Here is a 23,828-nt window from a genome sequence, read left to right as displayed (position 1 = left end):
CTCCAACTTCCTTCGGACGGTCCCTCGCGGTTCCGCCCTTGTTTTCGGCTAATACTTGTGTTAACAAAACACATGTTAACAGGACTCACGTATAGGGGACTTTCACCCCATAAGTTCACGCCCGTGCCGGGCGTACACAAAGCACTTAACGCCAATGGCCTTTGCAAGCACGCGATGTTAGGAAAGTTTATTGCCATCAAGGCAGCAATTGTATTCAATCATTATACGGAAAGGCCATGGGTTAGTTCAACGTTAAAAAAGGAAAAAAAGTCATGAAGCCTTATAGAGATTTCGATAAAGATTCAGGGATTGCTGCTTTCGATTATGGCCCTGATTGGATTCATGTATAGTTTAAAACCGGATCGGTTTACGAGTATACTTATTCGTCTGCTGGACAGGGAAATATTAATGAAATGAAGCGATTAGCGGATTTGGGAGATGGTCTCAACTCATTTATCAATAAGAACGTTTTGAAATTATATTCAAGACGGGTTTGCTAATAGTGAAGATACAAACCGGGATTAAAAAAAGGGGAAGAAATAATATCAAAAATACCGCAAAATCTAACAGTTTGGACAACCTGTTCTGTTCAGTTGTTGCCAGAAGATGCTGATAAATATGTTAAGAAATCACAAGTATAACTTGTTAAATCATAATAATATTAAACTATCTGCTTGAACTTAGTTTAATATTAATTTATAATCACAAACATGACTGGTGAAAATAGAAATATATTAAACCGAATCCTCCGGAACTGGCCCAAAGGAACAGTGGGTACATTAGCATGGTTTCGAGATCATGGCGGATATCAGCAGCTATTAGATTATTACCAGAAAGCACCCTGGGTAACAAAAATAGGAAGTGGCGCATATATTCAATATGGAGATTCTGTTGATTGGCGCGGGGGATTGTATGCTGTTCAGAATCAGTTAAATCTTTGTGTGCATGCTGGTGGGAAAACTGCTTTGGAATTATCTGGATTCGGACATAATCTCCAATTGGGACAAACAGCAAAAATATATCTTTTTGCATCAAGAAAAATTCAATTACCAAAGTGGTTCATGAAACATCCATGGGAAGATGAATTATGTTTTAAAAGGTTAAATATTTTTCAATCCCGGCCGGATTTTGAATTAATGGATTTTAATGCGGGTAATTTTGAGATAAAAGGGTCTGCACCCGAGCGAGCCATGATTGAATTGTGTGCCCTGGTTCCAAATTATCATTCGTTTGAAGAGGCTGGTCATTTTATGGAGAGCCTATTATCATTGCGATCCGAATACTTGCAAACCCTTCTTGAAACATGCAGTTCAATAAAAGCAAAACGATTATTTTTCTATTTTGCGGACACATATAACATGCCCTGGTTTCAGAAATTGGATATTAATAATATTGACTTGGGAAAAGGGAAACGACAGGTTGCAGTCAATGGAATCCTAAACAAAAAATATCAAATAACAGTCCCTGATGAAATAAAGAGTATCAGTTTAACGGATATCCCCTGAAAATAAAAAAATATTTTGAACAGGCAAAATTAATGCTGTCCATCCTTCCAATCGTGGGACAGGAAAAAAATTTTGCATTAAAAGGCGGGACTGCTTTGAATTTTTTCCATTTGAATATGCCGCGGTTATCTGTTGATATTGATTTAACATTTCTTCCGGTTAAACCAAGGGATGCAACTTTAAAGGATATTACAAAGTCACTAAGCAGGATTTCTGATAAGGTTAAACGATTATTTTCCCGTTGTCAGATTCAAAAATTAAAAATAAAAGATACGGATTATACATACAAGCTGATTATTAAAAGCCAAGGCAGTCTGGTTAAAATAGAGCCGAATTTGATATTGAGGGGAAGCTGCTATCCCCCTATTTTAAAACCATTGTGCAAGAATGCCGGTGACATTTTCAAGATGGAAATGGAAGTCCCGGTACTCTCTTTTGCAGATCTTTATGGTGGGAAGATATGTGCAGCTTTGGATCGTCAGCATCCTCGAGATTTATTTGATATCAAGCTCCTTTCTGAGGCAGGAGGCCTGAATGAAGAAATCAGTCAAGCGTTTGTTGTATATCTTGCCAGTCATAATAGACCCATGTCAGAGTTGCTTTCTCCAAATTTTCAAGCTTTTAGACAGGCGTATGAAACTGATTTCAAAGGTATGTCATCAATAGAGGTCAGTTATCAGGAACTTGGAAAAATACGTAAAGAATTGCCATCTCTGATATTATCCAAACTTTCAAGGAATGAACGGAAATTTCTGTTGTCTGTTAAAATGGGAATACCTGATTTCAGTTTGCTTTCAATTTCAGGTCTTGAAAACCTACCAGCCATCAAGTGGAAGATTGAGAATATATTAAGAATGGAATCCAAAAAGAGAATTGCAGCAACTGAAAAGCTGAAATCAATTTTAGATTTATCTTAACAATAGAATTCTACGGATTTCACCGTAGATTCTGGCGTTATGTATGACGTTGAAGAACAAAAATAATTTTAAAACAAATTTTTATCGATATCCATTCTTCCATGTAAAATACCTATGATATCAATATGGTTACCAGAATGAAGATAGAAAATGATATGTTTACCAACAGGAAATGAATAATAACCGGAACTGATTTCAGGTCTTTGCCTTCCAAGTTTCGGGTTGGCAGCAAGTTGCTCAAGTTTAAATTCGATATCCAGCAGATATTTTTCTGCCTTTTTCTCCCCCCAAGTTTCAACTGTGTAATTCCAGATTCCCAGCAAATCAGACTTCGCAGCGGGAGTGAGGCGGTAATTAGGCATTCTTGGCCTCTGTAATAATATCACTTACTGACTGATCAACAAATTTTGCCTGTTCAGCTTGCCCAGCGCCAATTGCCAAACGTTTTTTTAACACCTCAAGTTTCATGTATTGTACCAGTTCTTCATTGCTCTCCCAGAACCGCAAAGCATCACGGATTACCTCACTGGCGTTGTTGTAATAACCTGATGTTACTTTTTGCCTGATACCAGCCTCAAGCTCTGGAGTTAGTGAAATATGCATGTTACACCTCCTTTTATATAAAATTGTTGGGGGATTGGAAAAAGGCCCTAACTTTTCTTTACCCCGGCAACATAGCCGTTTAAGACAAGGATAGCATCAATACAAATATTGTCAATCTTTGTATAATCATAAAATAAATACTCCAACCGCAGATTCTGGTTGTTGAGTTCCGGCATGCTGCAAGGTAAAATTATCGCTTACTTTAAAATAATGAAAAAACCAACAACAAATTACAGTAAAAGATGTGCTATATAACCTGCCTGAGATACGCAGTGGCTTATCAAGAGAAAAGAAAAATAATAATACATTAAATCGCTGGGTAGAAAAGTTGCTGGAGATAATTTATCTTGACTGGTTCGAGAACGGTTCTGACAAAAGTCTTATTGAGTCTATAAAAAAGACTGTCGAAAAAATTCCTCAAAAAAATCAACAACAGGGAAGCGAAATGATTAGAGCTTAATTTATTATAAATGGTGTCTCATTTCTATTGACACATTCCGATGCGCAATTGGAAGGTGTCTAAAGTAAAAAGATGGGGTTAGTTTTTCCAGTGTGCGTTATTCGGTATTTGCTGCTAATTTTCATCTTGATCTTGACAATCTGTATCCCAAGAGATACATTAAAGCCATGAAGTACGAAATTTAGAGCACAAACCAATACGATAAGTAGTTCACAAAACAGAAAGACTCTTTGGTCAAAATAAGAGTATTGGCCAGACTCAGCCGGGTTGAAAACGGTAATTTTGGTGACTTTAAACTGCTTGGCCCCAGCCTGTTTGAGTTGCGCTTTTTCTTCAGTGCCGGCTTGCGGATTTATTACACCATCAAAAATGACAGAGTTGTCATTCTGCTGGTGGGTGGAGACAAATCGACCCAAGAAAAAGACATTGCCAAGGCCACTGAGCTTTTGGCGGAACTGGAGGATTAAATCATGGCACTTAAAACCAAACCCTTTGACATAGCCGAACACCTAAACAGCCCTGAAGATATTCGCGATTTTCTGCAAGAGGTTGCGGCCATCGGCGATGAGTCGGACTTTATTCACGCCCTGAGCACTGCGGCCAGAGCAATGGGCATGACCGAGGTGGCCAAAAAAGCAGGCGTCACCCGAGCCAGCCTTTACAAGTCTCTGGCAGAAAACGGTAGCCCGAAGTTTATTACCATCAGCAAGGTGACCAAGGCCCTTGGCTGTAAACTGGCTGTTGTTTAACGTGTTTTCAAATTCATATTTTCAAGGGTAGGACGGCTGTTCCAACCAGTCATTGAACACGGATTGCGGGGAAAACCCCGCAACCGGTTAATCTTTTGTTCTTTTTTATAAAATGATTTCTTTTATGCGAAGTGTTTAAGGCGGTTGCGCCTCAGTTCAGGGTAAAAGACTGAGAGGAGCCTGTTTTGCAATTAAAAAACTGGCTGCTTTATAGAAACCTCTATGCCATGACACACAATCCGCTCATTCAACTCTGTTCTTGATTATTCTCCGGATATTTGCAAACCAAGTGAAGTGACTTTTTAAGGCAACCACTAACAAGGAAAATCTAAATGAACGATATCAATGTAGCTATTTTCAGATTTGAGAAAAACGCAGAGACAGTGAAACGAGCGGTGCAAAGTGTTAATGCTTTCAAACACCTTCCTTCAAATGCAAAGGTAGTGATTAAACCGAATATTGTCGTATGGCTGGATTCACCCTATCCCAAATGGGGTGTGGTAACCACTTCCACGATTATGGAAGAGACCGTAATCCTGTTAAAGGAATACGGGGTCACAGATATTTCTATTGTTGAGGGAAGCCTGCAGATGGTTCCAGGGGAAAAACAGATCGGGCAGAAATCATTTGAGGGCCTGGGCTATACGAAATTACGGGATCGATATGGGGTTAAACTTTTAGATGTCTGGGAAAGACCGTTTGAAAAAGTAGCGCTCGAAGATGGTCTCAGTCTCAATGTGAATACAGATCTTATGGCATCGGATTTCCTGGTTAATCTGCCGGTGCTCAAAACCCATGCCCAGGTTAAGGTAAGCCTGGGGATAAAAAATCTAAAAGGGTTTTTAAATGTCAGTTCCAGGAAAAAATGCCACAATTCTGATGTGAATAAAGATCTGGATTACATGGTATCAAAACTACCCGGTCTGCTGCCACCTTCAGCCACCATAATTGACGGTATCTATACCTTGGAGCGAGGGCCATCCATTGATGGCAAGCCAAAGAAAAGCAACCTTGTAATTGCCTCATCAAATGTTCTTTGCGCAGATATGGTGGGTGCCCGTGTGCTGGGCCATGACCCCAAAGACATCCCGTATCTTGCACAGGTTGCATCAGATATGGGAATTTCCACAGATTTCTCTCAAATTAATGTAAAAGGGGAGAAAATAGATGATGTTGCAAGTTTCCATAATTATACCTTCCCTTTTAATGAAGATAACACCCTGCCTTTGAATATGGAAAAAATGGGCATCAAAGGCATTAAATTTCATAAATATGATACCACCGTATGCACCTATTGCTCACCTTTGATTGGTATGCTGCTAACCATTATCGCCATGTCTTACAAAGCGCCCTTTGATGATGTGGAGTTTCTAACCGGTAAAAGGTTAAGGCCCTCAAAGGGCAGCAAAAAAAGTATTCTTGTGGGGCAGTGTATGTGTGCGCTCAATAAAAATCATGAAGGACCCCAGGAAATTGTTAAAATTAAAGGATGTCCGCCCGATCCAAAATCAACGGCCATAGCGTTGAAAGGTATCGGTATTGATGTTGATCCTTCATTTTTTACCAATTTCGATATGGTCGGTGCCTTTATGATGGAGCGGTTTAAAAGCAAACCTGAGTTTGATGAATCTTATTATACAATTCAGTAGTGATGAATAATCGTGAATTAAGCTAAATTAAGAGCGGTTTGATAACTGGGACTCGTTTTTTTTAGGAGGAATTCAATGACAAAATTTATCAGCAAAAGAAATCTGCAGTTTCTTATCAAAGAAGTATTTCAAACAAAAACCCTGACAACCTATGATTATTACAGCGAACATAATGAAAAAATGTTTGATATGGTAATTGATGAAGCCCAGAAACTGGCTGTCAAACTCATGTATCCTGTTCTTGATGAAATGGACAAAAAACCACCGGAACTGGTTAATGGAGAGGTAAGGGTTCATGCGGCGGTTAAAAAAATCATGAAAGAATTCGGCCAAGGCGGGTGGATTGCATCGGGGTTTTCAAAAGTCCATGGGGGTGACCAGCTTCCATTTACCATAAAAGGAGTGACAAGTTTCATTTTTGCTGCTTCAAATTATTCAGCAAGCGCATATCCTGAGCTGACAACAGGTGCAGCAGAATTAATTACCTCCTTTGGCAGTCAAGACTTAATTGAAACCTATGTGCCTAAAATGCTAGACGGAAAATGGCAGGGCACCATGGCATTAACCGAACCTGCGGCAGGCAGTTCCCTGTCTGATATTATCACCACAGCTTTCCCAACAGATAAAGGATATTTTAAGATCAAGGGCGTGAAAACCTTTATATCCGCAGGCGATCATGATGGTGTTGAAAATATAATTCACCTGATGCTGGCAAGAATTGAAGGTGCCCCGGCTGGTGCAAAGGGGATCTCCTTATTTGTGGTTCCCAAAAAGCGTGTGGATAACAATGGCCATCTTGTTCCCAATGATATCACAACAGTCTCTATTTACCATAAACTGGGGTATCGGGGAGCACCGGCAGCAGAGCTGTCCATGGGTGAAAAAGACGATTGTCGTGGATGGCTTGTCGGCCAGGAAAATAAAGGCCTGTCACACATGTTCCAGATGATGAATGCGGCCAGAATCCTTGTGGGCCTTGCCTCATGTGCCATTGCATCAGCTGCCTATTATGCTGCCCTGGATTACACAGCTAACAGACGCCAGGGACGACCGATTGCCCAAAAAGATCCTTCCATAGATCAGATCCCTATTATCGAGCATGCAGATGTTAAACGGATGCTTCTTTTCCAAAGATCCATTGTAGAGGGTTCCCTGTCTTTGATTCTCCAATGCTGTATGTATGCAGATTTAATGAAGGTGACTGAAGGGGAAGAAAAGGAGAAATATGGGCTGTTACTGGATCTTTTAACACCGGTTGCAAAAGCATTTCCTTCAGAATTTGGCATTCTTTCTACAAATACAGCCATACAATGTTTTGGCGGCTATGGATATTGCGAGGATTTCCCGGTTGAACAATATCTGAGGGATGTTCGCATCCATGCCATTCATGAAGGAACAACAGGCATACAGGCAATGGATCTTCTGGGTAGAAAAATGGTGATGCAGAACGGTAAGGCCGCCTTTTTGTTCGTGGACGAGGTGAAACAGACCATCCATACCGCATTGGAAATACCAGGTCTTGAGTTTTTCGCCACCCAGCTTGCCAATGCCATGAAAGAGCTTGAAAAAGTAACCGGTTTTTTATTTACAGCATTCGGCGAAAAAGGAGTGGATGTTTATCTTTCCGATGCAACGCTTTTTCTAGAATTTTATAGCCGGATCGTTATCTCCTGGCAGTGGCTGATCCAGGGCATTGCATCCCAAAAAGCATTGTTTGGCAAGTGTTCGAAAAAGGAAAAAAACTTTTATCAGGGCAAGGTGTTCACCATGAATTATTTTTTCAGGTATGAATTGTCAAAGGCTGCTGCCCTTGCAACCCGGCTCATGGATAAGGATAATCTAACCGTAGAAATGAAATCGGAATATTTTAAGGATTAAACTAAGGTGACAAAATGAATCAATTAATCTATAGGCAAGAGGATAAAATAGGGCATCTGACACTAAACAGACCAGATAAATACAATGCATTTGACAAACAGATGCTGCATGAATTTGAAGACTTTATTGCAGCCCGGATGTATGACACTAAAGTGTCTGTCATTATTCTAGACGGTGGAGATGGCAAAGGCTTTTGTGCCGGGCTGGACATGCAGACGCTGGGACCGGAGATATTTAACATGGCTCCCGTGGATGCCTATAATGCCCAGGCCAGATTATCCAGAATGATGTTGGGATTACGAAAGATTCCACAGCCAATTATCTGCTGTGTTCATGGCGCTGCAGCCGGTATTGGATTTTCTCTGGCAATGGCTTCGGATATCCGCATTCTGGCACAAGATGCCAAATTCAGTGCCGCCTATATCAACATTGGGCTGGGTGGTGCAGATATGGCATCATCCTATTTTCTTCCCCGGCTTATCGGCTCGGGCAGGGCCAATGAATTTCTTTTAACCGGGAATTGGATGAATGCAAAAGAGGCCATGAATCTTGGGTTTGCCAGCAGAATGGTTCCCAAAGATGAAATGCTTGATACGGCAGCAATCCTGGCAAAGACGATGTCAGAAAAAAATCCTCTAGGGCTTAGGATGACCAAAGAAGCGATTAATATTAATATGGATGCGTCAGGCCTTGAAGCTTGTCTTCAGCTGGAAGACAGAAACCAGATGATGCTGGCCTTTGGAATGCATAAAAAGACCGGATAGAATTCTGGATGAATTCAAGTATATTTAATTGGATCATATCACTGGATTCCGCAAACGACGCGAAACCAGTGAATTAAACGTTGGGCTATGAGGTGATAGCAGTTTTGCTGTCCATGGCCGAGGGGCGAACAGGAGTGTAGCTTTAAGGCCGCACGCTCACGGGTTTAGTAACCGGGCAATGCAAATTTTAGGGAGGAGATCCGCCAATGCATTTGGATGTCGGAAGAGAGAGAATTCAGTATATTGATGTCGCGCGGTTTTACGCGATGGCCGGGGTATTTTTCGGACACTTCATCGAGCGGATCATGCTGCTGAATGATCCCACGGCCGCCACATTGTATAAATTCGTTTATTCGTTTCACATGGTGTTGTTTTTTGTACTGTCCGGTTTTATCGCCAGGGATGGCGATTTGGCATTCAGTGTCGGTAAATTCCTTAAACACCGAGTCCTTTCCCGTCTTCTGCCGTTTATCTTTTTTACAATCGTATTTATGTTATTAGCCGCCGTTTTTCCCGGTGACTTTTTTAATTTAACACTGCCGACGGTTAAGGGATACATTGGCGGCCTTATTTCGACCGGGCTCGGAATTCCGCTGTTTTGCGTGCCCTCGTGGTTCCTGTTGATGCTTTTTTCCGTTGAAGTAGTCCATTATTTCGCTTTTCGGTTTTTAAAATCCGATTCAAAAATCTTAATAGGGATGGTCGTTTTTTATATTGGCGGCTATTTTCTGAACTTGAACGGCGATTTCATGAATTTTGCAAAGCAGAGGTTGTATAATGTCCTTTTTATTCATGAAGCAATTACCATGTATGCTTTTTATTTGCTGGGCGTTTATTTGAGACGAAGAAAATTCCTCATGGAAGAAATGTCCCTAAAAATGACAATACCCGCTGTGATCATTGCTTTTTTGATGGTTTTGTTTACATTTAAGTTAAACATGGGCCCCTTTAATTTCAATTATTTCAATTCAGTCGTTATTATGTTTTCCTCCCACGGAAACATCTTCTGGTTTCCTTTAACCGCAATAGCAGGATCTTTATTGGTATTTTTACTGGGTAAAATCACTCCTTGCCAAAAGACCATTGTCTGGATGGGACAGAATACATTAATCCTGATGTGTCTGAACGGTGTGTTTTATCATTTTATAAACCCCAGGCTGGGCAAATGGGTGTTTATAAATTTTGCTGCTCAACCGCTAATGATTTTTGGAGCCGGTTTAATGATGACCCTGATGAGTTTGGCTCTCTGTATCCCATTTATTCACCTCTTTAACCGATATGTTCCCCAACTGGTCGGAAAACCCAAAATAAATGGGCCATGGCTTAAGAATTTTATTTAAGATATTTAGATGGGCACTTTACAACGATGGGCCCAAAATACGTTGATCCTCCCCCAAAAAACCGGACATGCGGTTAAGTTTTTGCTTAAAAATTAATGTTGCAAGTATTTTCTTAAATTTCTGTAAAAGTTTTCATGAGAACCAAAAGCATACAAGAACAAAGTCGAATCAATTACCTCATAAGCCAATAATATTTGCTGGTTGCTTGACTTGAATTTATAGACTTGTATACCTTGCAGATCTCCAACTTTCATATCCCCACTTGCAGGGGTATTGAAAATATATTTTACCGCCTCATCCAAATCTTTGATCTGTTGTTTGTGCAGTTTCTTTTTTTGCTTGGCAAAAACAGGAGATTGAATTATTTCCTTAATATCGGTCATTCACCCTCTCCAAAAACATATGGAGTACCTTGACCGACCTTTATTTGTTCCCTTCCTACCAAAATATCCTGAATAAACGGTAGCGGAAGGTCTGGGTTTTCTTCAATCATTTGTCCTATTTTTGCCCAATATTCAATTTGACCTGCAATTGATCTTTTGAATACCTTAGATTTGATCTTTGCTTTTTCAAAAAGGTCATTAGATACTTTAACTGCTGTTCCCATAAATCCCCCTCAGTTTGTTTTTTGGTTTCAATTTAACACCATAGGTTTCTTTTTGCAACCATTTTGTTTTTCTTCATTTTTTAAAAGTTGGGATTTCAGAATTACAAAACAATAAAAAATTCAATCAATTGGAAAAACAATACGTCAACAAAAAACATGCTGTCGGACAAGCCGCAGATGTTCTTGTTAAAACTCACGTGATGAAAACAGGTGCAAAAAAAATAAAAGGTTGATGTATAAATTGTTGTTTTATAGATCAAATTATGATATTTTTTGATCTATAAAATAAAGGCTTATAAATCATGGATTTTAAAAATTGGAATTGGCAACAGGACGATTGGCCCAATTTTTCTTATAACAAGAAAAAATTGGATCTCCTGGAAGATGAATATACCAAAGAATCAGGCATCTCTATTGGTGTTATGCGGCATCTTTCTAAAGAAGATCTGGATGAATTCAGAATTGAAATTATCTGCAACGAAGCCTTGAAAACATCTGAAATAGAAGGTGAATTTTTAGATAGGGACAGCCTTCAATCATCCATCTGTAAAGAATTTGGTGTGGGGGAAAAATATTTACATGGGAATATAAAACCAGAAGAAGCTGGTATAGCAATGATGATGAAAGATTTGTACACTGATTTTAATTCTCCTTTAACCAATGAAACTCTTTTAACCTGGCATGACAAATTATTGAATGGAAGAACAGATTTAGAAAGGGGGAAATACCGTACAAGCGAAGATGATATGCGAGTGATGTCTGGACGGATTGATAAACCCAAAATTCATTTCATTGCTCCGCCCGCCTCTAAAATCCCAGGAGAAATGAATCAGTTTATAAGTTGGTTCAATAGAACAGCCCCAGAGGAGAAAATGCCTTTGCCGCCATTAATCCGGGCTGGGATAGTACATTTATATTTTGTCTCCATTCACCCTTTTGAGGATGGTAACGGTCGTATTAGCAGGGCTTTAACTGAAAAGGCCTTGTCTCAGGCCTTGGGAAAACCGACACTTATCGCCTTATCTTCAACAATCAGTGATAAGAAAAAGGATTATTATAAAATTTTAGAACTACAAAACAAAAATAATCAGATCACGCCTTGGCTTTATTATTTTGGCAAAACTATCATTGAAGCACAGAAACAGACCATAAGACTGGTTGATTTCGTAATAGCCAAAGCAAAATTTTTTAATGCGTATGAAACGCTTCTGAATCCAAGACAAAAAAAGGCAATATTACGGATTTTCAGAGAAAGTTCCAAGGGCTTTTCCGGGGGCTTCAGTGCTAAAAATTATATGTCAATTGTCAAAACTCCGTCGGCAACTGCAACAAGGGATTTAAGAGATTTGGTTGATAAAGGAATTTTTACAAAAACAGGTGAACTAAAAAGTACGCGTTATGCGCTTAATCTTGCTCCTTTTTGGATAAAACAGACTCAACAAGCAAAATGCTGACGGACAAGCCGCAGATGTTAATAATTCGGCGGTCAAGACATACAGAAGTTGGTTAAATTATATATTTGGTAATTTTGTGATGTTCTATGAACATATAAACTGAGACTGCGGCAATATTTTTGAAGATACCTGATAACTATTAAAAACGAATAGATTTAAATGGGGAGAATAATCCGACGCGCTGAAAATGGAGAAATAAATCTGAAAATGGCCATCTCATATACCTTGGACTTTGAAAGATCACTAATCGAAAAAAACACCTTTTCACGGTTTGAGATTATTGACAAAAATTGGGTAGTCGTGCAAAGGTCTTATGTATATATTCGCTCACATATGTATTCTACGCCGCAAGCGGCGGGGATTACAACCCCAAGGAATTCAAAAGGAAAGGGGCTATGTCAGAGAACCAAATTGAGTTAAAAATACGGGAGAAAACAGTTATGGCGAATGAATTAATTCAGGGCGAATGCGACCAGCATTTTAATTTAGTGAAAGAAGTTTTTACAGAAAACCTGCAGGGCGAAACTGAAATCGGAGAAGGAGTCGCGGTAACGCTGGGTGGACAGCCTGTGGTTGACCTCTGGGGAGGTTATATAGACAGCAGGCATACATCTGTATGGCAGAAGGACACAATAGTTAATGTATTTTCCACAACTAAAGGGATTGTAGCTATTTGCGCGCTCCGGCTTGTGGAAGCGGGTTTGCTCGACCTGGATAAGCCTGTAGCGCATTATTGGCCCGGGTTTGAGAAAAATGGCAAAGACAAAATAACGGTCCGGCAGGTGTTAAGCCACCAGGCGGGTTTACCGGCGATTCGGGAAAAGTTGCCGGATGAGGCTCTCTATGACTGGGACAGGATGTGCGGCGCGCTTGCAAATGAAGAGGTATGGTGGGAGCCCGGACCAGACCACGGGTATCATGCCATTACATTCGGTTGGCTGGTTGGAGAAGTAATCCATAGAATAACCGGAAAAACAGTAGGACAATATTTTAAGCAGGAGCTGACAGACCCTCTTGGACTTGAATTTTACTTAGGGCTCAATGATGAACAAATATCCCGGACAGCGCGAATCAGTCAATATAAAGACTTATCAGAAAACCCCGAGCCCCTTCCCTTAATAAAAGAAATTACGGAGAACCCTTCCGGAATGACATCACTGGCATTTATTAATCCTTTCAGCATAGTCACCGGTACAAATACAGAAGACTGGCGCAGGTCCGAAATCCCATCAGCCAATGGTCACTGCACCGCCAGGGCATTAGCCAGACTATACGGCGCACTGGCCTGCGGAGGTGAGCTTGACGGTGTTCATGTGCTGGGCAAGGAGTCTCTTGACCTCTGTTATGCAGAAACATCAAGCGGAAAAGACCTTGTCCTTAACGTGGGAACAAGGTTTAGCCATGGGTTCATGATGTCACAGGATTACGATGGCGCTGCTTTTGGTCCGGGAGAGCGCAGCTTTGGCCATCCCGGAGCCGGAGGTTCCGTAGGATTTGCAGACCCGGATGCAGAAATCGGATTTGGTTTCGTGATGAATAGAATGGGCCCCCATATCCTGTTGGATCCCAGGGCTACCAGGCTTATAGATGCGGTCTATACATGTCTTGAGTGAAATATAAAAATGCTTGTCCCAGACGAGAACGAACGAATAGAAAAGCGTGATTAATGGATTCTAAAGATATCATTGAGACATTTGAAGGAAGCATTATTCAGCACGGCAGCTATAATGATCGCATCTATTTGATCAAATTAGCCCCTGAAGCATCCTCAATCACTCCACGCAATCTCATTGATTTGGCAAGAAACAATTATTATTCAAAAATCTTTGCCAAAGTCCCCGAATGCCATTCGGATATATTTTCTGCTGCAGGCTTTGAGGCAGAAGCCCGTATACCTACATTCTACGCTGGCAAAATGACAGCCGTGCTTATGGGATTCTACCTGAATGCTGAACGTGCCGAAGAACCTGACCTTGGCAAAATGGATGAAATCCTCAAGATCGCTCTAGAAAAACAAGTTATCAAATCCAAATGCCGCCTAAACGATGATTTTACCTCGCGTATTTGCACTGAAGCGGACATAGCTTCTATGACTGATATTTACAAGATAATATTTAAATCCTACCCTTTCCCAATACATGATCCTGCATATATTCTGGAAACCATGAAAAGTCATGTTGATTATTTTGGGATAGAAGCGAATGGTCAACTTGTCGCTGTTTCATCGGCAGAAATGGACAAACAATCTTCCAATGTTGAAATGACCGACTTCGCCACACTTCCGGAATGGAGAGGTAATGGATTCGCTCAATGCCTTCTTCTTCAAATGGAAAAAGCCATGAAGAACAAGGGAATCAAAACAGCATATACAATAGCCCGTGCTATGTCTGCGGGGATGAATGTTACTTTTAGCAAGACAGGTTACCGATTTGGCGGAAGGCTGAAAAACAACACAAACATTTCTGGAAACATTGAGAGCATGAATGTATGGTATAAACATTTAATTGGCTAACGAAAGAATGCACCGGACAAAATATATCTCCGCGATTTTTTGCCGGTGATTTAAAGTGTTATGCAGTCCAAACTAAGATGAAAGATATGGGCAGACTATTTACCCAACAAAATATATTGTGGGGATGCTTGACAATTCTTTTAGACTCTGGATAAGATCCTTATAAATAAATGATGAAACCATATCGACATACCATTGGATCTTTCACCTATCACTTCAGTGATTTAAAGGAGTTAATGGCTAAGGCAAGCCCGATGAAATCCGGTGATGCTTTAGCAGGTGTTGCGGCGGTCACGGAAGAAGAGCGCATCGCTGCCAGGTTCGCATTGGCGGATTTACCTTTGACGGTTTTTTTAAATGAGGCCATCATACCATATGAAGATGACGCGGTTACCCGTCTGATTCTCGACCATCATGACAAAGCAGAGTTTGCGCCGATTTCCAGCATGACAGTAGGGGATTTGCGTAACTGGTTGTTAGCCTATGAGACAGGCACTGAACAACTGCGGTCGGTGGCGGCCGGCATTACTCCGGAGATGGCTGCAGCCGTTTCCAAGCTTATGCGCAACCAGGATTTAATTCTGGTTGCCGCCAAGGCGGAAACCATTACCCGGTTCAGGACCACCATCGGATTAAAAGGACAGCTGTCCACCCGCCTGCAACCCAATCACCCCACCGACGATCCCAAGGGCATTGCAGCCGCCATTCTGGATGGGCTTCTCAACGGTGTGGGTGATGCGGTCATTGGCATCAATCCTGCGGCCGATGATGTGGAAGCCGCTGCGTGCCTGTTGCAGCTTCTTGATGATATGCGTCAACGCTTTGAGATGCCGGTGCAATCCTGTATACTTACCCACATCACCAACACCATGGCTATTATGGAGCGAAAGGGCCCCGTTGATCTCGTTTTCCAATCCATTGCCGGTTCCGAAAGGGCCAATGACAGTTTTGGCATCACTCTGGATTTGCTACAGGAGGCAAGGGAGGCTGCGCTTTCTTTGCAAAGGGGTACGGTAGGCGACAATGTGATGTACTTTGAAACGGGTCAGGGAAGTGCGCTTTCTGCGAATGCCCATCATGGGGTTGACCAGCAAACTTTGGAGGCGCGGGCCTACGCGGTGGCCCGGCAATATGAGCCACTGCTTGTAAATACCGTGGTCGGCTTCATCGGGCCGGAATATCTCTACGACGGCAAGCAGATTATCCGTGCCGGTCTGGAAGATCATTTTTGCGGCAAACTGTTGGGCCTGCCCATGGGGTGTGACGTTTGCTACACCAACCATGCCGAGGCAGATCAGAATGATATGGACAATTTGCTGACTTTGCTTGGCGCTGCCGGGGTGAATTTTATCATGGGAGTTCCGGGTGCGGATGATGTGATGCTCAACTACCAGAGCACCTCATTTCATGATGCCAATTACCTGCGGCAGGTATTGGGGTTAAGCTGTGCACCCGAATTTGAACAATGGCTCATAAAAATGAAGCTTTGCAATGATCAAGGCCGGCTGTTACCTGGAAACCAAGCCGCACCGATGCTTGCCTATTTGCAGGAAATGGATCAATGAACCGGAAATTGAAATCCCATTATGATTTAACGCAGCTAAAACAATTAACGCCGGCGCGTATCGGCCTGGCACGTGCGGGTTCAAGTATCTCGACACATGAAATGCTGGCATTTGATTTGGATCATGCCCAAGCCCGCGATGCTGTGCACCTGCCCTTTGATTCAGCGGCCATTGGAAGCCGACTCGATGAGCGCCAAATTCAATCCATATGCGTGCATAGTGCTGCGGCGGACCGAACGACCTATCTGCAGCGACCAGATCTTGGACGACAACTGGATGACCCATCAAGGCAGCGTTTAAAATCATATCAATTGCCAGACAAAGAGGGATATGACCTGGCTATGGTTATCGCCGACGGCTTGTCGACCCGAGCCATTCACAGCAATGCCATTGCATTGATCGACTGTTTTCAAAAACAATCAGCCGCCTATGGCTGGCGATGGGCTCCTATTGTCGTCGCCTCCCAAGCCCGCGTGGCTTTGGCCGATGAAATTGGTGAAATTCTCAATGCTCGCCTGACTGTCATCCTGATCGGCGAACGACCAGGCCTCAGTTCAGCGGACAGCATGGGGATATATTTAACCTATGCACCGAGAATCGGCCACACAGATGCACAAAGAAACTGCATATCCAATATCCGTCAGGCCGGTTTGAGTCCTGAAAAAGCAGCCAGACAGCTGCAAGTGCTGATATCGGCTGCATTCAAGCTGGGCTTGTCGGGTGTGAATTTAAAGACAGACAAACAGTCTCAACAAGGCATTACAATCTAACACGATCCCATTTTCAAAATAGGCAAGCGCTTTGGAAATCTGGGTTTGATTGTAGCCTTCCCACTTTCCGGGATCAAGAGGAACATTGTTGAATTACCAGAGTAAAAAACTCAACAATCAACAAGCTGACGGACGAGCCGCAGATTTTCTACAGACTCGTTCTCCAAAAAAAATGAGATTAATAAAAAAGCATGATTATACGAGATAAAGGCATGATTTTGTGTCTACTATAATCTGGAAAGATAAGTTAGACCAAATGACATAAATATATTCAGTTATTCAATAAGGATGAATTATCAATCTTCTGTTAAGATGGTTCAATTTAGTATCGTGGCTTTTTACGAGACCCGACTTCGCCCTGGGGCTTAAAATAGTTTGTAAAAAATTCGGGTATTTTAGTTTCAAACCCCATTTCTTCATTATTAAAGGGGTGTTTAAATTTGATCGAAAATGCATGTAACGCCAAACGCCCTCTCTCATTCTCACTATATTTTAAATCACCGACAATGGGATGTCCATGTTCGGACAAGTGAACGCGAATTTGATTCTTTTTACCTGTCAAAAGATCAATTTCCAATAAACTATAGTTCTTAGACTCATTTTTTACCGTATATTTTGTCTTGGCAAACTTGCCTTCTTTTGGATTCTCAACAGAGTGCATTAAATAATCATCTGCTTCAGCCAGATAAGACTCAATGATTCCACTTTTTTTTGTTAAGTTGCCATGGACGATAGCCAGATATTTTTTTTCTACCTCGTCCCACTGGCTGGCAAATTTTTCACGAATCTTGAAACTTTTAGCAAAGACCAATACTCCAGAGGTCTCACGATCCAAACGGTGTACAACAAATAGGTTGACCTTTGCCCTTGGATTGCCTTTTCTAACGTAATTTATAAGCAACTGATGAGCCGTCTTTTCTTTTTCGTACTTCGCTTTAACGCTTAAAAGACCTGAGCTCTTATCAATGACAATGATGTCCCGATCCTCATACAGAATACTGATGCCGGCAGGCACATATTTAGATCTTATTTTTATTTTTGATTTAATCACAGTAATTCCTAATAAATTTTTGCTTAACACGTATAGAATGTCAATTTTGATTAATTAACATTGGTAAAGACAGGCTCATTCATACACCAGCGTTTCAGAGAATCTGTATGGCTAAGGCAATCTAAAATTGCACCAGGGATTTTGTACAAGCCTGTTTCAAGCGCCATCTGGCTGTCCATTTCCTGAAAAATTTCCCTTGCTGTACCGAAAATAAAATTTCGTACCGGGGATGCTTCAATTTCTGCGTTATGATTCGCAGATCGGAATGCGGATTGACAAGCAGACCGATCGAGTGAATTCCATGCCCTGCAAATGAAGGGACGCACTGGATAAATCCGGCAGATACTATTTTTTAAAAAAATGCAGGGGGTTTGGTCTTTGATTAAAACTCGCTTCTTTAAAGATTTTCCATCAACCAATATTTGATAGTCATAGATTTTTTTCTTCAACACCTGGATATCACTATCTATAAAATGGTGTCTGATAAAAGATTCAATCAATAGGGCTTCTGCCGGGATAACCTTAATGAGGGAATGGCAGCAAAAACTGCATCCGGACCCGCACGATACAGCAGGGCTTTGCCCCGATGCCTCGAGCTGTTCAATCATTTCCTGGACAAATACCATGACTGCCTGGGTGGCAACAAGAATGGTGTCTTGGTGTGTCCCATGGATCATTTTTTCCCGGGTAAAATTTACAAGTATGGTCTTAAATTCGTTGGGTTCAGCAAAACCTTCAGTCTTTTCCATCATTCCTCAATTGTGTAAGACAGATAGTATCCTGCAAATAATGGCCAAAAGGCTTTCTGAACTTACAAACTAAAAAATAGTTTGTCATATCCGGGAATTGTATTCCGGCAAGTTCCAGTGCCTTAACCTATTTCAGAAGCGGGGTCAACTACCTGGATCTGATAATTCCAATGACAGGATGATATTAAAAAAATGAATTGGAATTAAATTCAAAGAAAGATCAGGAGGATAGGGAGAAAGCCCTATACAGAAATAAAGAATAGAGATATAATTATTACTTTTAAAAATTTAACAAAATTATTCTTCACCGGGATATGGATCATATGACGCATCAAAATGAATGTAAGCGGTGCGGCACCTGCTGCGAAAAGGGCGGTCCTGCATTACACACTCAGGATTTACCCTTAATAGAAAACGGTTTTTTATCCTTTGAAAAACTCATTACCATCAGGAAAGGTGAGCTTGCCCATGATCCGGTCTCAAATTCCATTGAACCTGTAAAAACCGAACTCTTAAAGATCAGCGGAATAAAGGATTCATGGGCCTGTATCTTTTACGATAAAACCCGGAACGGATGCACCATATACGATCATCGCCCTCTTGCCTGCAAGATTCTTAAGTGCTGGGACACAGATGAGATTCTCGAGCTTGCCGGCAAGGATCTCCTTTCAAGGCTTGATATTGTGAAAGAGGACAATCCGTTGAGAGAACGAATAATTGAGCATGAAGAGCTGTTTCCATGCCCCGATCTAAAATCAATCTCCCGGACAGGTTCCCGTTCATCCAAGAAAACAATCAAAAAGCTTGAGCGGATTAGCAATAAAGATCTTGCCTATCGTATCAGGGCAATCGATGAATTTAATCTCTCGGTTTCACAAGAGCTGTTCTGTTTTGGCCGGCCGCTTTTCCAGCTGCTTACACCCCTTGGGTTTACCACCAGAGAAACTTCCTCAGGAATCAAACTGGGGTTTTCCCACGTCCGTTCCAGTTCTTCAAAGTGATTTTAAAATGGAAATAAACAACGAATCCAACAACAGAATTCCCCATAGTAAAGGAGTTGATTTTAAAAAAGTTACAAGATCCACTAATTTTGATGTTACTATCCTTAAGAATGATGTTTATCATGCTTATGTTGATGCAAAGGAACTTATTTGAAGCCCGATTTAATTCCAACAAAAAAATGCTGCGGATTTCACCGGTGACTTTGGTGTTTTTATGTGACTTGAGGTCGCTTACAAAATCCGATATACAAAGTTAGGAAAGACATTAATTCTTTAAAAATTAAGGAGGAGTCTCAAAAATGTACTTTTCAGGGAGCCGATAATAATTAGGATAGCGTTAATTATTTTCATGCAGCATAAAAAATTACATACGACTTTATTTCAGCAGACTGGGTGAGGAAGCAAAAAAAACTTTATCGATAATGAACCCTTTTCGCAGGAATTCAGGTGGTGGATTGAAAATAGGCAAGACATATCAATAAAAGGAGATTAAAAAATGACGACGACCGACGAAACTCAAAAAAAATCCCTCTGGTTAAGAATTGAGGAAAATTTACTTGAGCTTAACGCAGGAGAACTCTCAGGGCAAGCAAAGGAAGCAGCGATTCAAAAGATTGCCGGTGACCTTGACAATGAAGGCTTTAATGTCACCAAAAGCGGAGGCAAGATGATGCAGTTGCGATGGGCCCTGGATGACATGCTGAAAGTTGGGAGGCCACTGATGAAGGATTTTAACGATGCAATCGCTGCACTTTCTCTGGAGGACGTGCAAGATCCCTATTCAGCGACCAATAACCTTATCGACAATCTTGGCCAAACGTGGGAAGAAATCAAAAAAGCCGAACGCAGACCAGAAGTAATAGGGATTATCGAAGAGACAAGACTCGATTTGCTAACAATAAAAGCAAAAGAACTGCCTGAAAATGAAAGTATCCGATACCTCATTGGAAAACAGGTGGAACGCGAAGTGATCGTAAATAAATTAGGCATTACAGAAAAGAAACTAGCCGAGGTGGAGGCTGAGATTGCAAAGGAAAAAGCAGAGAGAGAAAGAGTGGCAAGCCTGCTGGAGAAGGTTGACGGCAAATCAGAAGAAGAAAAGGTGAAGCACTTAATTACCAATGATGTGGCAGAGGAATTGATCATAGAGATGGCAGGATTTGACCAGGATGCGATTAACAATGTCAAAAAAGCCATGGAAGAGGAACTCAAGGAGCAACAAAGACTAGCAGAGGAAGCAGCCGCGAAAAAGAAGGCGGAGAGTGCAGGACCTGCCCTGGAAGATATTTCTTCGGATGATATGATTGATTACATCGATTCAATTCGTGAAATCATGGAATTTAGTGAAGTAGAGAAAGAAATCAGGACGATGTGCGACCAAAGCGCCATCCCAAATTGCTTAGTTGACATTGCAGTTTCTGACCCTGATAAACTGGATGAACTCGAAAAAGAGGCAGAAGGATAGTATTATCAGATAATTGAAAAGAGAAGGATCTTTCGAGAAAGTGATGATCTATCAGGCAAAATGTCTTAAACCGAATATACTTTAAAGAGGTTTCATTATTATAAAGGTATAGGCAATAACTTCACCTGACCCTAAGGACCTTGCGGTCCTGGGGCCAGGTGAGTATCTCCATGGCTGGCATGAGGCAACTCTAATTAAAGGTTCATTATGAATGTTAATAGTAACTGGAAGATTGTTAAAAAAAGATACAGGGTTTCAACAAAATACCGAATGCAATTGGAACTTAATTTTTCAGAATACTTAATCGGTAAATGCAGGTTTACTACCAATAATACATATGAAATAAAAACGCAAAAAGTATCCCTTTCCAACGATGGTGTTGTTTTTTCAGATACAATACCACTGAGCTGGTTTACTTCATCTGCATTAATCCCCTGGGCAAAGATGTTGAAAATTACTATATCAGATAAAATACCTTCAATTGATGGTGTTTTAAACACGCCGTGGTCATCCAATCTAAATAAACAAACCATTGATTTTGAATACTGCTCACTACGGCTCAATGATCCGCAGGAAATAACAATTGATTTACCATGGTCAAAGGAGTTTACAGATTATGTTCAAACGAAAAAACTATTTGACATTTATTGATACTTTTGCTGGTTTAATAGATAATGCTATTCAAGGTTTATTGAAACAGCAAGCTATGTTCCGCCAGAACCGCATCTTCTCTTAGATTTTTTATCTAATTGGGAAAAATATTGCCACTATGATGAAAAAAATAAACTTGTACAATTGGCTATAATCCATGCTCAATTTGAAATCATTCACCCTTTTTCAGATGGGAATGGAAGAATTGGAAGAATTCTTATCCCACTATTCTTGTTTGAACAAAAAATCCTTAAGTATCCGGCATTGTATGTGAGTGAATTTTTTGAAGAAAACAGACAGGATTATTATGATAATCTAAGAGCAATATCAGACAAAAAAGCATGGTATGAATGGATTAATTATTTTCTTGAGGCAATTACCAGTCAAGCCATAAATAACACGAAACGGGCTAAAAATATTATTCAGCTATATGAAGAAATGAAGGATATTATTCAAGATGTAACCAAATCACGAAATTCTTTGAAAATTCAAGATTTTCTTTTTTCAAAATTAATATTTGAAACACCAGATTTCACAAAATCAACAGAATTGTCAAAACCACATGCAGCCAAGGTAATAAAAAGCTTGCTCGAAAATAAAATAATAGACACTGTCACACCTGCCCAAGGTAGACGTCCAGCAATGTATTCGTTTAAGCCATTAATGGATATCATTCAATAATTAAACGAACTAGCAGGACCATTGGACGTACTCAATGATCCGCTCCCGGCATAATGAGCAAACAGTTGCGCTTTATTATGATGATTTGCGGCTATAAAATTCCAATCGGGTAAGGGCGGATTTTCAGTGTATGGCAGACATGCTGTAGATGTTTATGTTAAAGTTCAGAAACAAATATTAAGGAGAGAACAATGGGATTTGTAGAATTTAAAGATTTACCGGAATTGGAAATTGCCAGTGGAATCAAAGCTTATGCGGTAACTACTGATACGGTTACTATTCTTCATGTGAGAATTGAAGAGGGGGCTTTGCTGCCGGAACACTCACATTATAATGAGCAAGTGGTTAATGTTATTGAGGGAGAACTTGAATTAACAGTGGAAGGCAAAAATTACAATCTGATGCCGGGGAATGTAATGGTATTAGAACCAAATGTTGTCCACTCCGGTCGAGCTGTCAAGGCTTGTAGGGCGGTCGATGTCTTTCATCCTGTCCGTAAAGATTTCGCCGGTTCAAGTTTTGGAGGCTACCCGACTGAGGAAAAATAAATAAACAAATCCACCCACACGATTTTCATAGGGCGATGGTATTGAATTATTTTTAATCTCATGATGCGCCAGAGGGCCATATTTCCTAGGGGCGATATTTCAGTTGCACCCCTTTTAAAAATTTGCGCAAGACCTGGTCTTTACAATTCCGGTAATGTCTATTGACGGGTTTGCGGAAAAAGGCACTTAGTTCGTGTTTACTGATGTTTGCATCGGTCAGAGCCAGGATCTCCATAATATCATCCGCTTTCAGGTCCAATGCAATTCTTAATTTTCTAAAAATGATATTATTCGTTAACCGTTCTTCCGGCTTGGGCCTAGGGCCGTCTTTTTTGCCTCGTTTATCGTTGATCAAGCCGTTGAGGAAGGTTGCCAGATGGATGTCGCTGCATTCCTGATATGCAGGATCATCATCTTTTTTCAACCAGTCGCTGATCTGGGCCCTGGATACCGTTAGGTCGGCCAGGCCAAAAATAGCCATCATCTTTGAATCACCGAAATCAAAAGTATAGCGGATACGGCGCAGGATATCATTATTGGTCATATTTATGTCCTTTTCCGGCTGAATCTGGGTTTGGGCCTGGGTTTCCGGCCAGGGGATTTTAAAGCCTGCTTTTTGGATTTCCTTTTATTGACAATCTCTTTTAAGTCCCTGGATGCCTTTTTTTCGCTGGCAGAATCATTGGGGCGTAACAAAACAAAATCCGGAACAGCACCTCCCTCTGTATAGCCGCTGACTTCTTCCCTTGGGATCTTCTGATTCAACAGTTTTTCAATTGCCTTAAGATGGACTTTTTCATCGTGACTGACCAGGGAGACGGCAATGCCGCTTATACCCGCACGGCCAGTGCGACCGATGCGGTGAACGTAATCCTCGGGAATGCCAGGCATATCAACTCATTATAAAAA

26 protein-coding genes and 1 pseudogene are annotated in these 23,828 nt (G+C 41.0%); 19 read left to right on the top strand and 8 right to left on the bottom strand.

The window, feature by feature from the left end:
- The first annotated feature begins 710 nt into the window (after positions 1-710).
- Both QAI40_RS11370 and QAI40_RS11365 read left to right on the top strand, forming a co-directional pair.
- Complete coding sequence (locus QAI40_RS11370; protein WP_299981830.1) at positions 711-1,505, top strand: type IV toxin-antitoxin system AbiEi family antitoxin; 795 nt, start codon at positions 711-713, stop codon at positions 1,503-1,505.
- Between the two features lie 32 nt (positions 1,506-1,537).
- On the top strand, positions 1,538-2,422 hold the full coding sequence (locus tag QAI40_RS11365; RefSeq protein ID WP_299981827.1) for a nucleotidyl transferase AbiEii/AbiGii toxin family protein: 885 nt from the start codon (positions 1,538-1,540) through the stop codon (positions 2,420-2,422).
- A 68-nt stretch (positions 2,423-2,490) separates the two neighbouring features.
- Here QAI40_RS11365 and QAI40_RS11360 read toward each other — a convergent pair whose 3' ends face one another.
- Both QAI40_RS11360 and QAI40_RS11355 read right to left on the bottom strand, forming a co-directional pair.
- Positions 2,491-2,784 carry a type II toxin-antitoxin system RelE/ParE family toxin gene (locus QAI40_RS11360; RefSeq protein WP_299981824.1) on the bottom strand — a complete coding sequence of 98 codons (294 nt, stop codon included), beginning with the start codon at positions 2,782-2,784 and terminating at the stop codon, positions 2,491-2,493.
- Complete coding sequence (locus tag QAI40_RS11355; RefSeq protein ID WP_299981821.1) at positions 2,777-3,025, bottom strand: type II toxin-antitoxin system ParD family antitoxin; 249 nt, start codon at positions 3,023-3,025, stop codon at positions 2,777-2,779. Before QAI40_RS11355 ends, QAI40_RS11360 begins: the two co-directional genes overlap by 8 nt.
- A 687-nt stretch (positions 3,026-3,712) precedes the next feature.
- On the opposite strand from QAI40_RS11355, the pseudogene QAI40_RS11350 reads away from it, so the two are divergent.
- The 6 genes and pseudogenes from QAI40_RS11350 to QAI40_RS11325 all read left to right on the top strand — a co-directional run.
- Positions 3,713-3,952: pseudogene (locus tag QAI40_RS11350) on the top strand (type II toxin-antitoxin system RelE/ParE family toxin); the annotation flags it as partial.
- Between the two features lie 3 nt (positions 3,953-3,955).
- The gene (locus QAI40_RS11345) at positions 3,956-4,234 is read left to right on the top strand and encodes an addiction module antidote protein (protein ID WP_299981818.1); all 279 of its coding nucleotides are present in this window, start codon (positions 3,956-3,958) and stop codon (positions 4,232-4,234) included.
- Positions 4,235-4,566: 332 nt separating this feature from the next.
- Positions 4,567-5,883, top strand: coding sequence for a DUF362 domain-containing protein (locus QAI40_RS11340; protein WP_299981815.1), 1,317 nt, complete (start codon positions 4,567-4,569; stop codon positions 5,881-5,883).
- Between the two features lie 75 nt (positions 5,884-5,958).
- On the top strand, positions 5,959-7,761 hold the full coding sequence (locus QAI40_RS11335) for an acyl-CoA dehydrogenase (protein WP_299981812.1): 1,803 nt from the start codon (positions 5,959-5,961) through the stop codon (positions 7,759-7,761).
- 14 nt (positions 7,762-7,775) lie between these two features.
- Positions 7,776-8,525 carry an enoyl-CoA hydratase/isomerase family protein gene (locus QAI40_RS11330; protein WP_299981810.1) on the top strand — a complete coding sequence of 250 codons (750 nt, stop codon included), beginning with the start codon at positions 7,776-7,778 and terminating at the stop codon, positions 8,523-8,525.
- Between the two features lie 206 nt (positions 8,526-8,731).
- Positions 8,732-9,865 carry an acyltransferase family protein gene (locus QAI40_RS11325; RefSeq protein WP_299981808.1) on the top strand — a complete coding sequence of 378 codons (1,134 nt, stop codon included), beginning with the start codon at positions 8,732-8,734 and terminating at the stop codon, positions 9,863-9,865.
- A 92-nt stretch (positions 9,866-9,957) separates the two neighbouring features.
- Here the strand turns inward: QAI40_RS11325 and QAI40_RS11320 are convergent, their stop codons facing one another.
- The gene (locus tag QAI40_RS11320) at positions 9,958-10,248 is read right to left on the bottom strand and encodes a type II toxin-antitoxin system RelE/ParE family toxin (RefSeq protein WP_299981806.1); all 291 of its coding nucleotides are present in this window, start codon (positions 10,246-10,248) and stop codon (positions 9,958-9,960) included.
- Positions 10,245-10,472, bottom strand: a complete 228-nt coding sequence (locus QAI40_RS11315; protein ID WP_299981803.1) for a ParD-like family protein — start codon at positions 10,470-10,472, stop codon at positions 10,245-10,247. Before QAI40_RS11315 ends, QAI40_RS11320 begins: the two co-directional genes overlap by 4 nt.
- Before the next feature lie 302 nt (positions 10,473-10,774).
- Between QAI40_RS11315 and QAI40_RS11310 the strand changes: the two genes are divergently transcribed.
- The 5 genes from QAI40_RS11310 to eutC all read left to right on the top strand — a co-directional run bounded on the left by QAI40_RS11310 (position 10,775) and on the right by eutC (position 16,773).
- Entirely contained in the window at positions 10,775-11,926 is a 1,152-nt protein-coding gene (locus tag QAI40_RS11310; RefSeq protein WP_299981800.1) for a Fic family protein, read from the top strand.
- Positions 11,927-12,321: 395 nt separating this feature from the next.
- On the top strand, positions 12,322-13,539 hold the full coding sequence (locus QAI40_RS11305) for a serine hydrolase domain-containing protein (protein ID WP_304511639.1): 1,218 nt from the start codon (positions 12,322-12,324) through the stop codon (positions 13,537-13,539).
- Positions 13,540-13,592: 53 nt separating this feature from the next.
- Entirely contained in the window at positions 13,593-14,438 is an 846-nt protein-coding gene (gene ablB, locus QAI40_RS11300; protein WP_299981794.1) for a putative beta-lysine N-acetyltransferase, read from the top strand.
- Positions 14,439-14,674: 236 nt separating this feature from the next.
- Positions 14,675-16,003: an ethanolamine ammonia-lyase subunit EutB gene (locus QAI40_RS11295; protein WP_442875381.1), complete on the top strand. Its 1,329-nt coding sequence runs from the start codon at positions 14,675-14,677 to the stop codon at positions 16,001-16,003.
- Positions 16,000-16,773, top strand: coding sequence for an ethanolamine ammonia-lyase subunit EutC (eutC, locus tag QAI40_RS11290; RefSeq protein WP_299981791.1), 774 nt, complete (start codon positions 16,000-16,002; stop codon positions 16,771-16,773). The genes QAI40_RS11295 and eutC overlap by 4 nt, the downstream gene beginning before the upstream one ends.
- Before the next feature lie 322 nt (positions 16,774-17,095).
- Here eutC and QAI40_RS11285 read toward each other — a convergent pair whose 3' ends face one another.
- On the bottom strand, positions 17,096-17,824 hold the full coding sequence (locus tag QAI40_RS11285) for an RluA family pseudouridine synthase (RefSeq protein ID WP_299981788.1): 729 nt from the start codon (positions 17,822-17,824) through the stop codon (positions 17,096-17,098).
- A 50-nt stretch (positions 17,825-17,874) separates the two neighbouring features.
- Entirely contained in the window at positions 17,875-18,576 is a 702-nt protein-coding gene (locus QAI40_RS11280) for a YkgJ family cysteine cluster protein (protein WP_304511638.1), read from the bottom strand.
- A 320-nt stretch (positions 18,577-18,896) separates the two neighbouring features.
- Between QAI40_RS11280 and QAI40_RS11275 the strand changes: the two genes are divergently transcribed.
- The 6 genes from QAI40_RS11275 (at position 18,897) to QAI40_RS11250 (ending at position 22,919) form a co-directional block, all read left to right on the top strand.
- Positions 18,897-19,574 carry a YkgJ family cysteine cluster protein gene (locus QAI40_RS11275; protein WP_299981782.1) on the top strand — a complete coding sequence of 226 codons (678 nt, stop codon included), beginning with the start codon at positions 18,897-18,899 and terminating at the stop codon, positions 19,572-19,574.
- Positions 19,575-19,581: 7 nt separating this feature from the next.
- Entirely contained in the window at positions 19,582-19,728 is a 147-nt protein-coding gene (locus QAI40_RS11270) for a hypothetical protein (protein WP_299981780.1), read from the top strand.
- Between the two features lie 342 nt (positions 19,729-20,070).
- Positions 20,071-21,039 (top strand): hypothetical protein, encoded by a 969-nt coding sequence (locus tag QAI40_RS11265; RefSeq protein WP_299981777.1) that lies wholly within the window; start codon positions 20,071-20,073, stop codon positions 21,037-21,039.
- A 207-nt stretch (positions 21,040-21,246) separates the two neighbouring features.
- A complete protein-coding gene (locus tag QAI40_RS11260; RefSeq protein WP_299981774.1) occupies positions 21,247-21,690 on the top strand; it encodes a hypothetical protein in 444 nt (147 codons plus the stop codon).
- Between the two features lie 39 nt (positions 21,691-21,729).
- On the top strand, positions 21,730-22,371 hold the full coding sequence (locus QAI40_RS11255; RefSeq protein ID WP_299981835.1) for a Fic family protein: 642 nt from the start codon (positions 21,730-21,732) through the stop codon (positions 22,369-22,371).
- 191 nt (positions 22,372-22,562) lie between these two features.
- Positions 22,563-22,919 (top strand): cupin domain-containing protein, encoded by a 357-nt coding sequence (locus tag QAI40_RS11250; protein WP_299981771.1) that lies wholly within the window; start codon positions 22,563-22,565, stop codon positions 22,917-22,919.
- Positions 22,920-23,004: 85 nt separating this feature from the next.
- On the opposite strand, the gene QAI40_RS11245 is transcribed toward QAI40_RS11250, so the two are convergent.
- Both QAI40_RS11245 and QAI40_RS11240 read right to left on the bottom strand, forming a co-directional pair.
- Complete coding sequence (locus QAI40_RS11245; protein WP_299981768.1) at positions 23,005-23,463, bottom strand: DUF1456 family protein; 459 nt, start codon at positions 23,461-23,463, stop codon at positions 23,005-23,007.
- A gap of 2 nt (positions 23,464-23,465) precedes the next feature.
- Positions 23,466-23,810: a hypothetical protein gene (locus QAI40_RS11240; protein ID WP_299981766.1), complete on the bottom strand. Its 345-nt coding sequence runs from the start codon at positions 23,808-23,810 to the stop codon at positions 23,466-23,468.
- Positions 23,811-23,828: the final 18 nt, after the last annotated feature.

The sequence above is a fragment of the Desulfobacula sp. genome, assembly GCF_030611305.1.
In the GTDB taxonomy this organism is placed as follows: Bacteria; Desulfobacterota; Desulfobacteria; order Desulfobacterales; family Desulfobacteraceae; genus Desulfobacula.
Note: the sequence above shows the minus strand (reverse complement) of the source record. Positions and strands in the feature narration are given on the sequence as shown.

Bases quoted from the DNA above. Each gene is read 5' to 3' on its own strand.
- QAI40_RS11370 (WP_299981830.1), top strand. From the start codon at position 711: ATGACTGGTGAAAATAGAAATATATTAAACCGAATCCTCCGGAACTGG.
- QAI40_RS11365 (WP_299981827.1), top strand. From the start codon at position 1,538: ATGCTGTCCATCCTTCCAATCGTGGGACAGGAAAAAAATTTTGCATTA.
- QAI40_RS11360 (WP_299981824.1), bottom strand. From the start codon at position 2,784: ATGCCTAATTACCGCCTCACTCCCGCTGCGAAGTCTGATTTGCTGGGA.
- QAI40_RS11355 (WP_299981821.1), bottom strand. From the start codon at position 3,025: ATGCATATTTCACTAACTCCAGAGCTTGAGGCTGGTATCAGGCAAAAA.
- QAI40_RS11345 (WP_299981818.1), top strand. From the start codon at position 3,956: ATGGCACTTAAAACCAAACCCTTTGACATAGCCGAACACCTAAACAGC.
- QAI40_RS11340 (WP_299981815.1), top strand. From the start codon at position 4,567: ATGAACGATATCAATGTAGCTATTTTCAGATTTGAGAAAAACGCAGAG.
- QAI40_RS11335 (WP_299981812.1), top strand. From the start codon at position 5,959: ATGACAAAATTTATCAGCAAAAGAAATCTGCAGTTTCTTATCAAAGAA.
- QAI40_RS11330 (WP_299981810.1), top strand. From the start codon at position 7,776: ATGAATCAATTAATCTATAGGCAAGAGGATAAAATAGGGCATCTGACA.
- QAI40_RS11325 (WP_299981808.1), top strand. From the start codon at position 8,732: ATGCATTTGGATGTCGGAAGAGAGAGAATTCAGTATATTGATGTCGCG.
- QAI40_RS11320 (WP_299981806.1), bottom strand. From the start codon at position 10,248: ATGACCGATATTAAGGAAATAATTCAATCTCCTGTTTTTGCCAAGCAA.
- QAI40_RS11315 (WP_299981803.1), bottom strand. From the start codon at position 10,472: ATGGGAACAGCAGTTAAAGTATCTAATGACCTTTTTGAAAAAGCAAAG.
- QAI40_RS11310 (WP_299981800.1), top strand. From the start codon at position 10,775: ATGGATTTTAAAAATTGGAATTGGCAACAGGACGATTGGCCCAATTTT.
- QAI40_RS11305 (WP_304511639.1), top strand. From the start codon at position 12,322: ATGTCAGAGAACCAAATTGAGTTAAAAATACGGGAGAAAACAGTTATG.
- ablB (WP_299981794.1), top strand. From the start codon at position 13,593: ATGGATTCTAAAGATATCATTGAGACATTTGAAGGAAGCATTATTCAG.
- QAI40_RS11295 (WP_442875381.1), top strand. From the start codon at position 14,675: ATGGCTAAGGCAAGCCCGATGAAATCCGGTGATGCTTTAGCAGGTGTT.
- eutC (WP_299981791.1), top strand. From the start codon at position 16,000: ATGAACCGGAAATTGAAATCCCATTATGATTTAACGCAGCTAAAACAA.
- QAI40_RS11280 (WP_304511638.1), bottom strand. From the start codon at position 18,576: ATGATGGAAAAGACTGAAGGTTTTGCTGAACCCAACGAATTTAAGACC.
- QAI40_RS11275 (WP_299981782.1), top strand. From the start codon at position 18,897: ATGACGCATCAAAATGAATGTAAGCGGTGCGGCACCTGCTGCGAAAAG.
- QAI40_RS11270 (WP_299981780.1), top strand. From the start codon at position 19,582: ATGGAAATAAACAACGAATCCAACAACAGAATTCCCCATAGTAAAGGA.
- QAI40_RS11265 (WP_299981777.1), top strand. From the start codon at position 20,071: ATGACGACGACCGACGAAACTCAAAAAAAATCCCTCTGGTTAAGAATT.
- QAI40_RS11260 (WP_299981774.1), top strand. From the start codon at position 21,247: ATGAATGTTAATAGTAACTGGAAGATTGTTAAAAAAAGATACAGGGTT.
- QAI40_RS11250 (WP_299981771.1), top strand. From the start codon at position 22,563: ATGGGATTTGTAGAATTTAAAGATTTACCGGAATTGGAAATTGCCAGT.
- QAI40_RS11245 (WP_299981768.1), bottom strand. From the start codon at position 23,463: ATGACCAATAATGATATCCTGCGCCGTATCCGCTATACTTTTGATTTC.
- QAI40_RS11240 (WP_299981766.1), bottom strand. From the start codon at position 23,810: ATGCCTGGCATTCCCGAGGATTACGTTCACCGCATCGGTCGCACTGGC.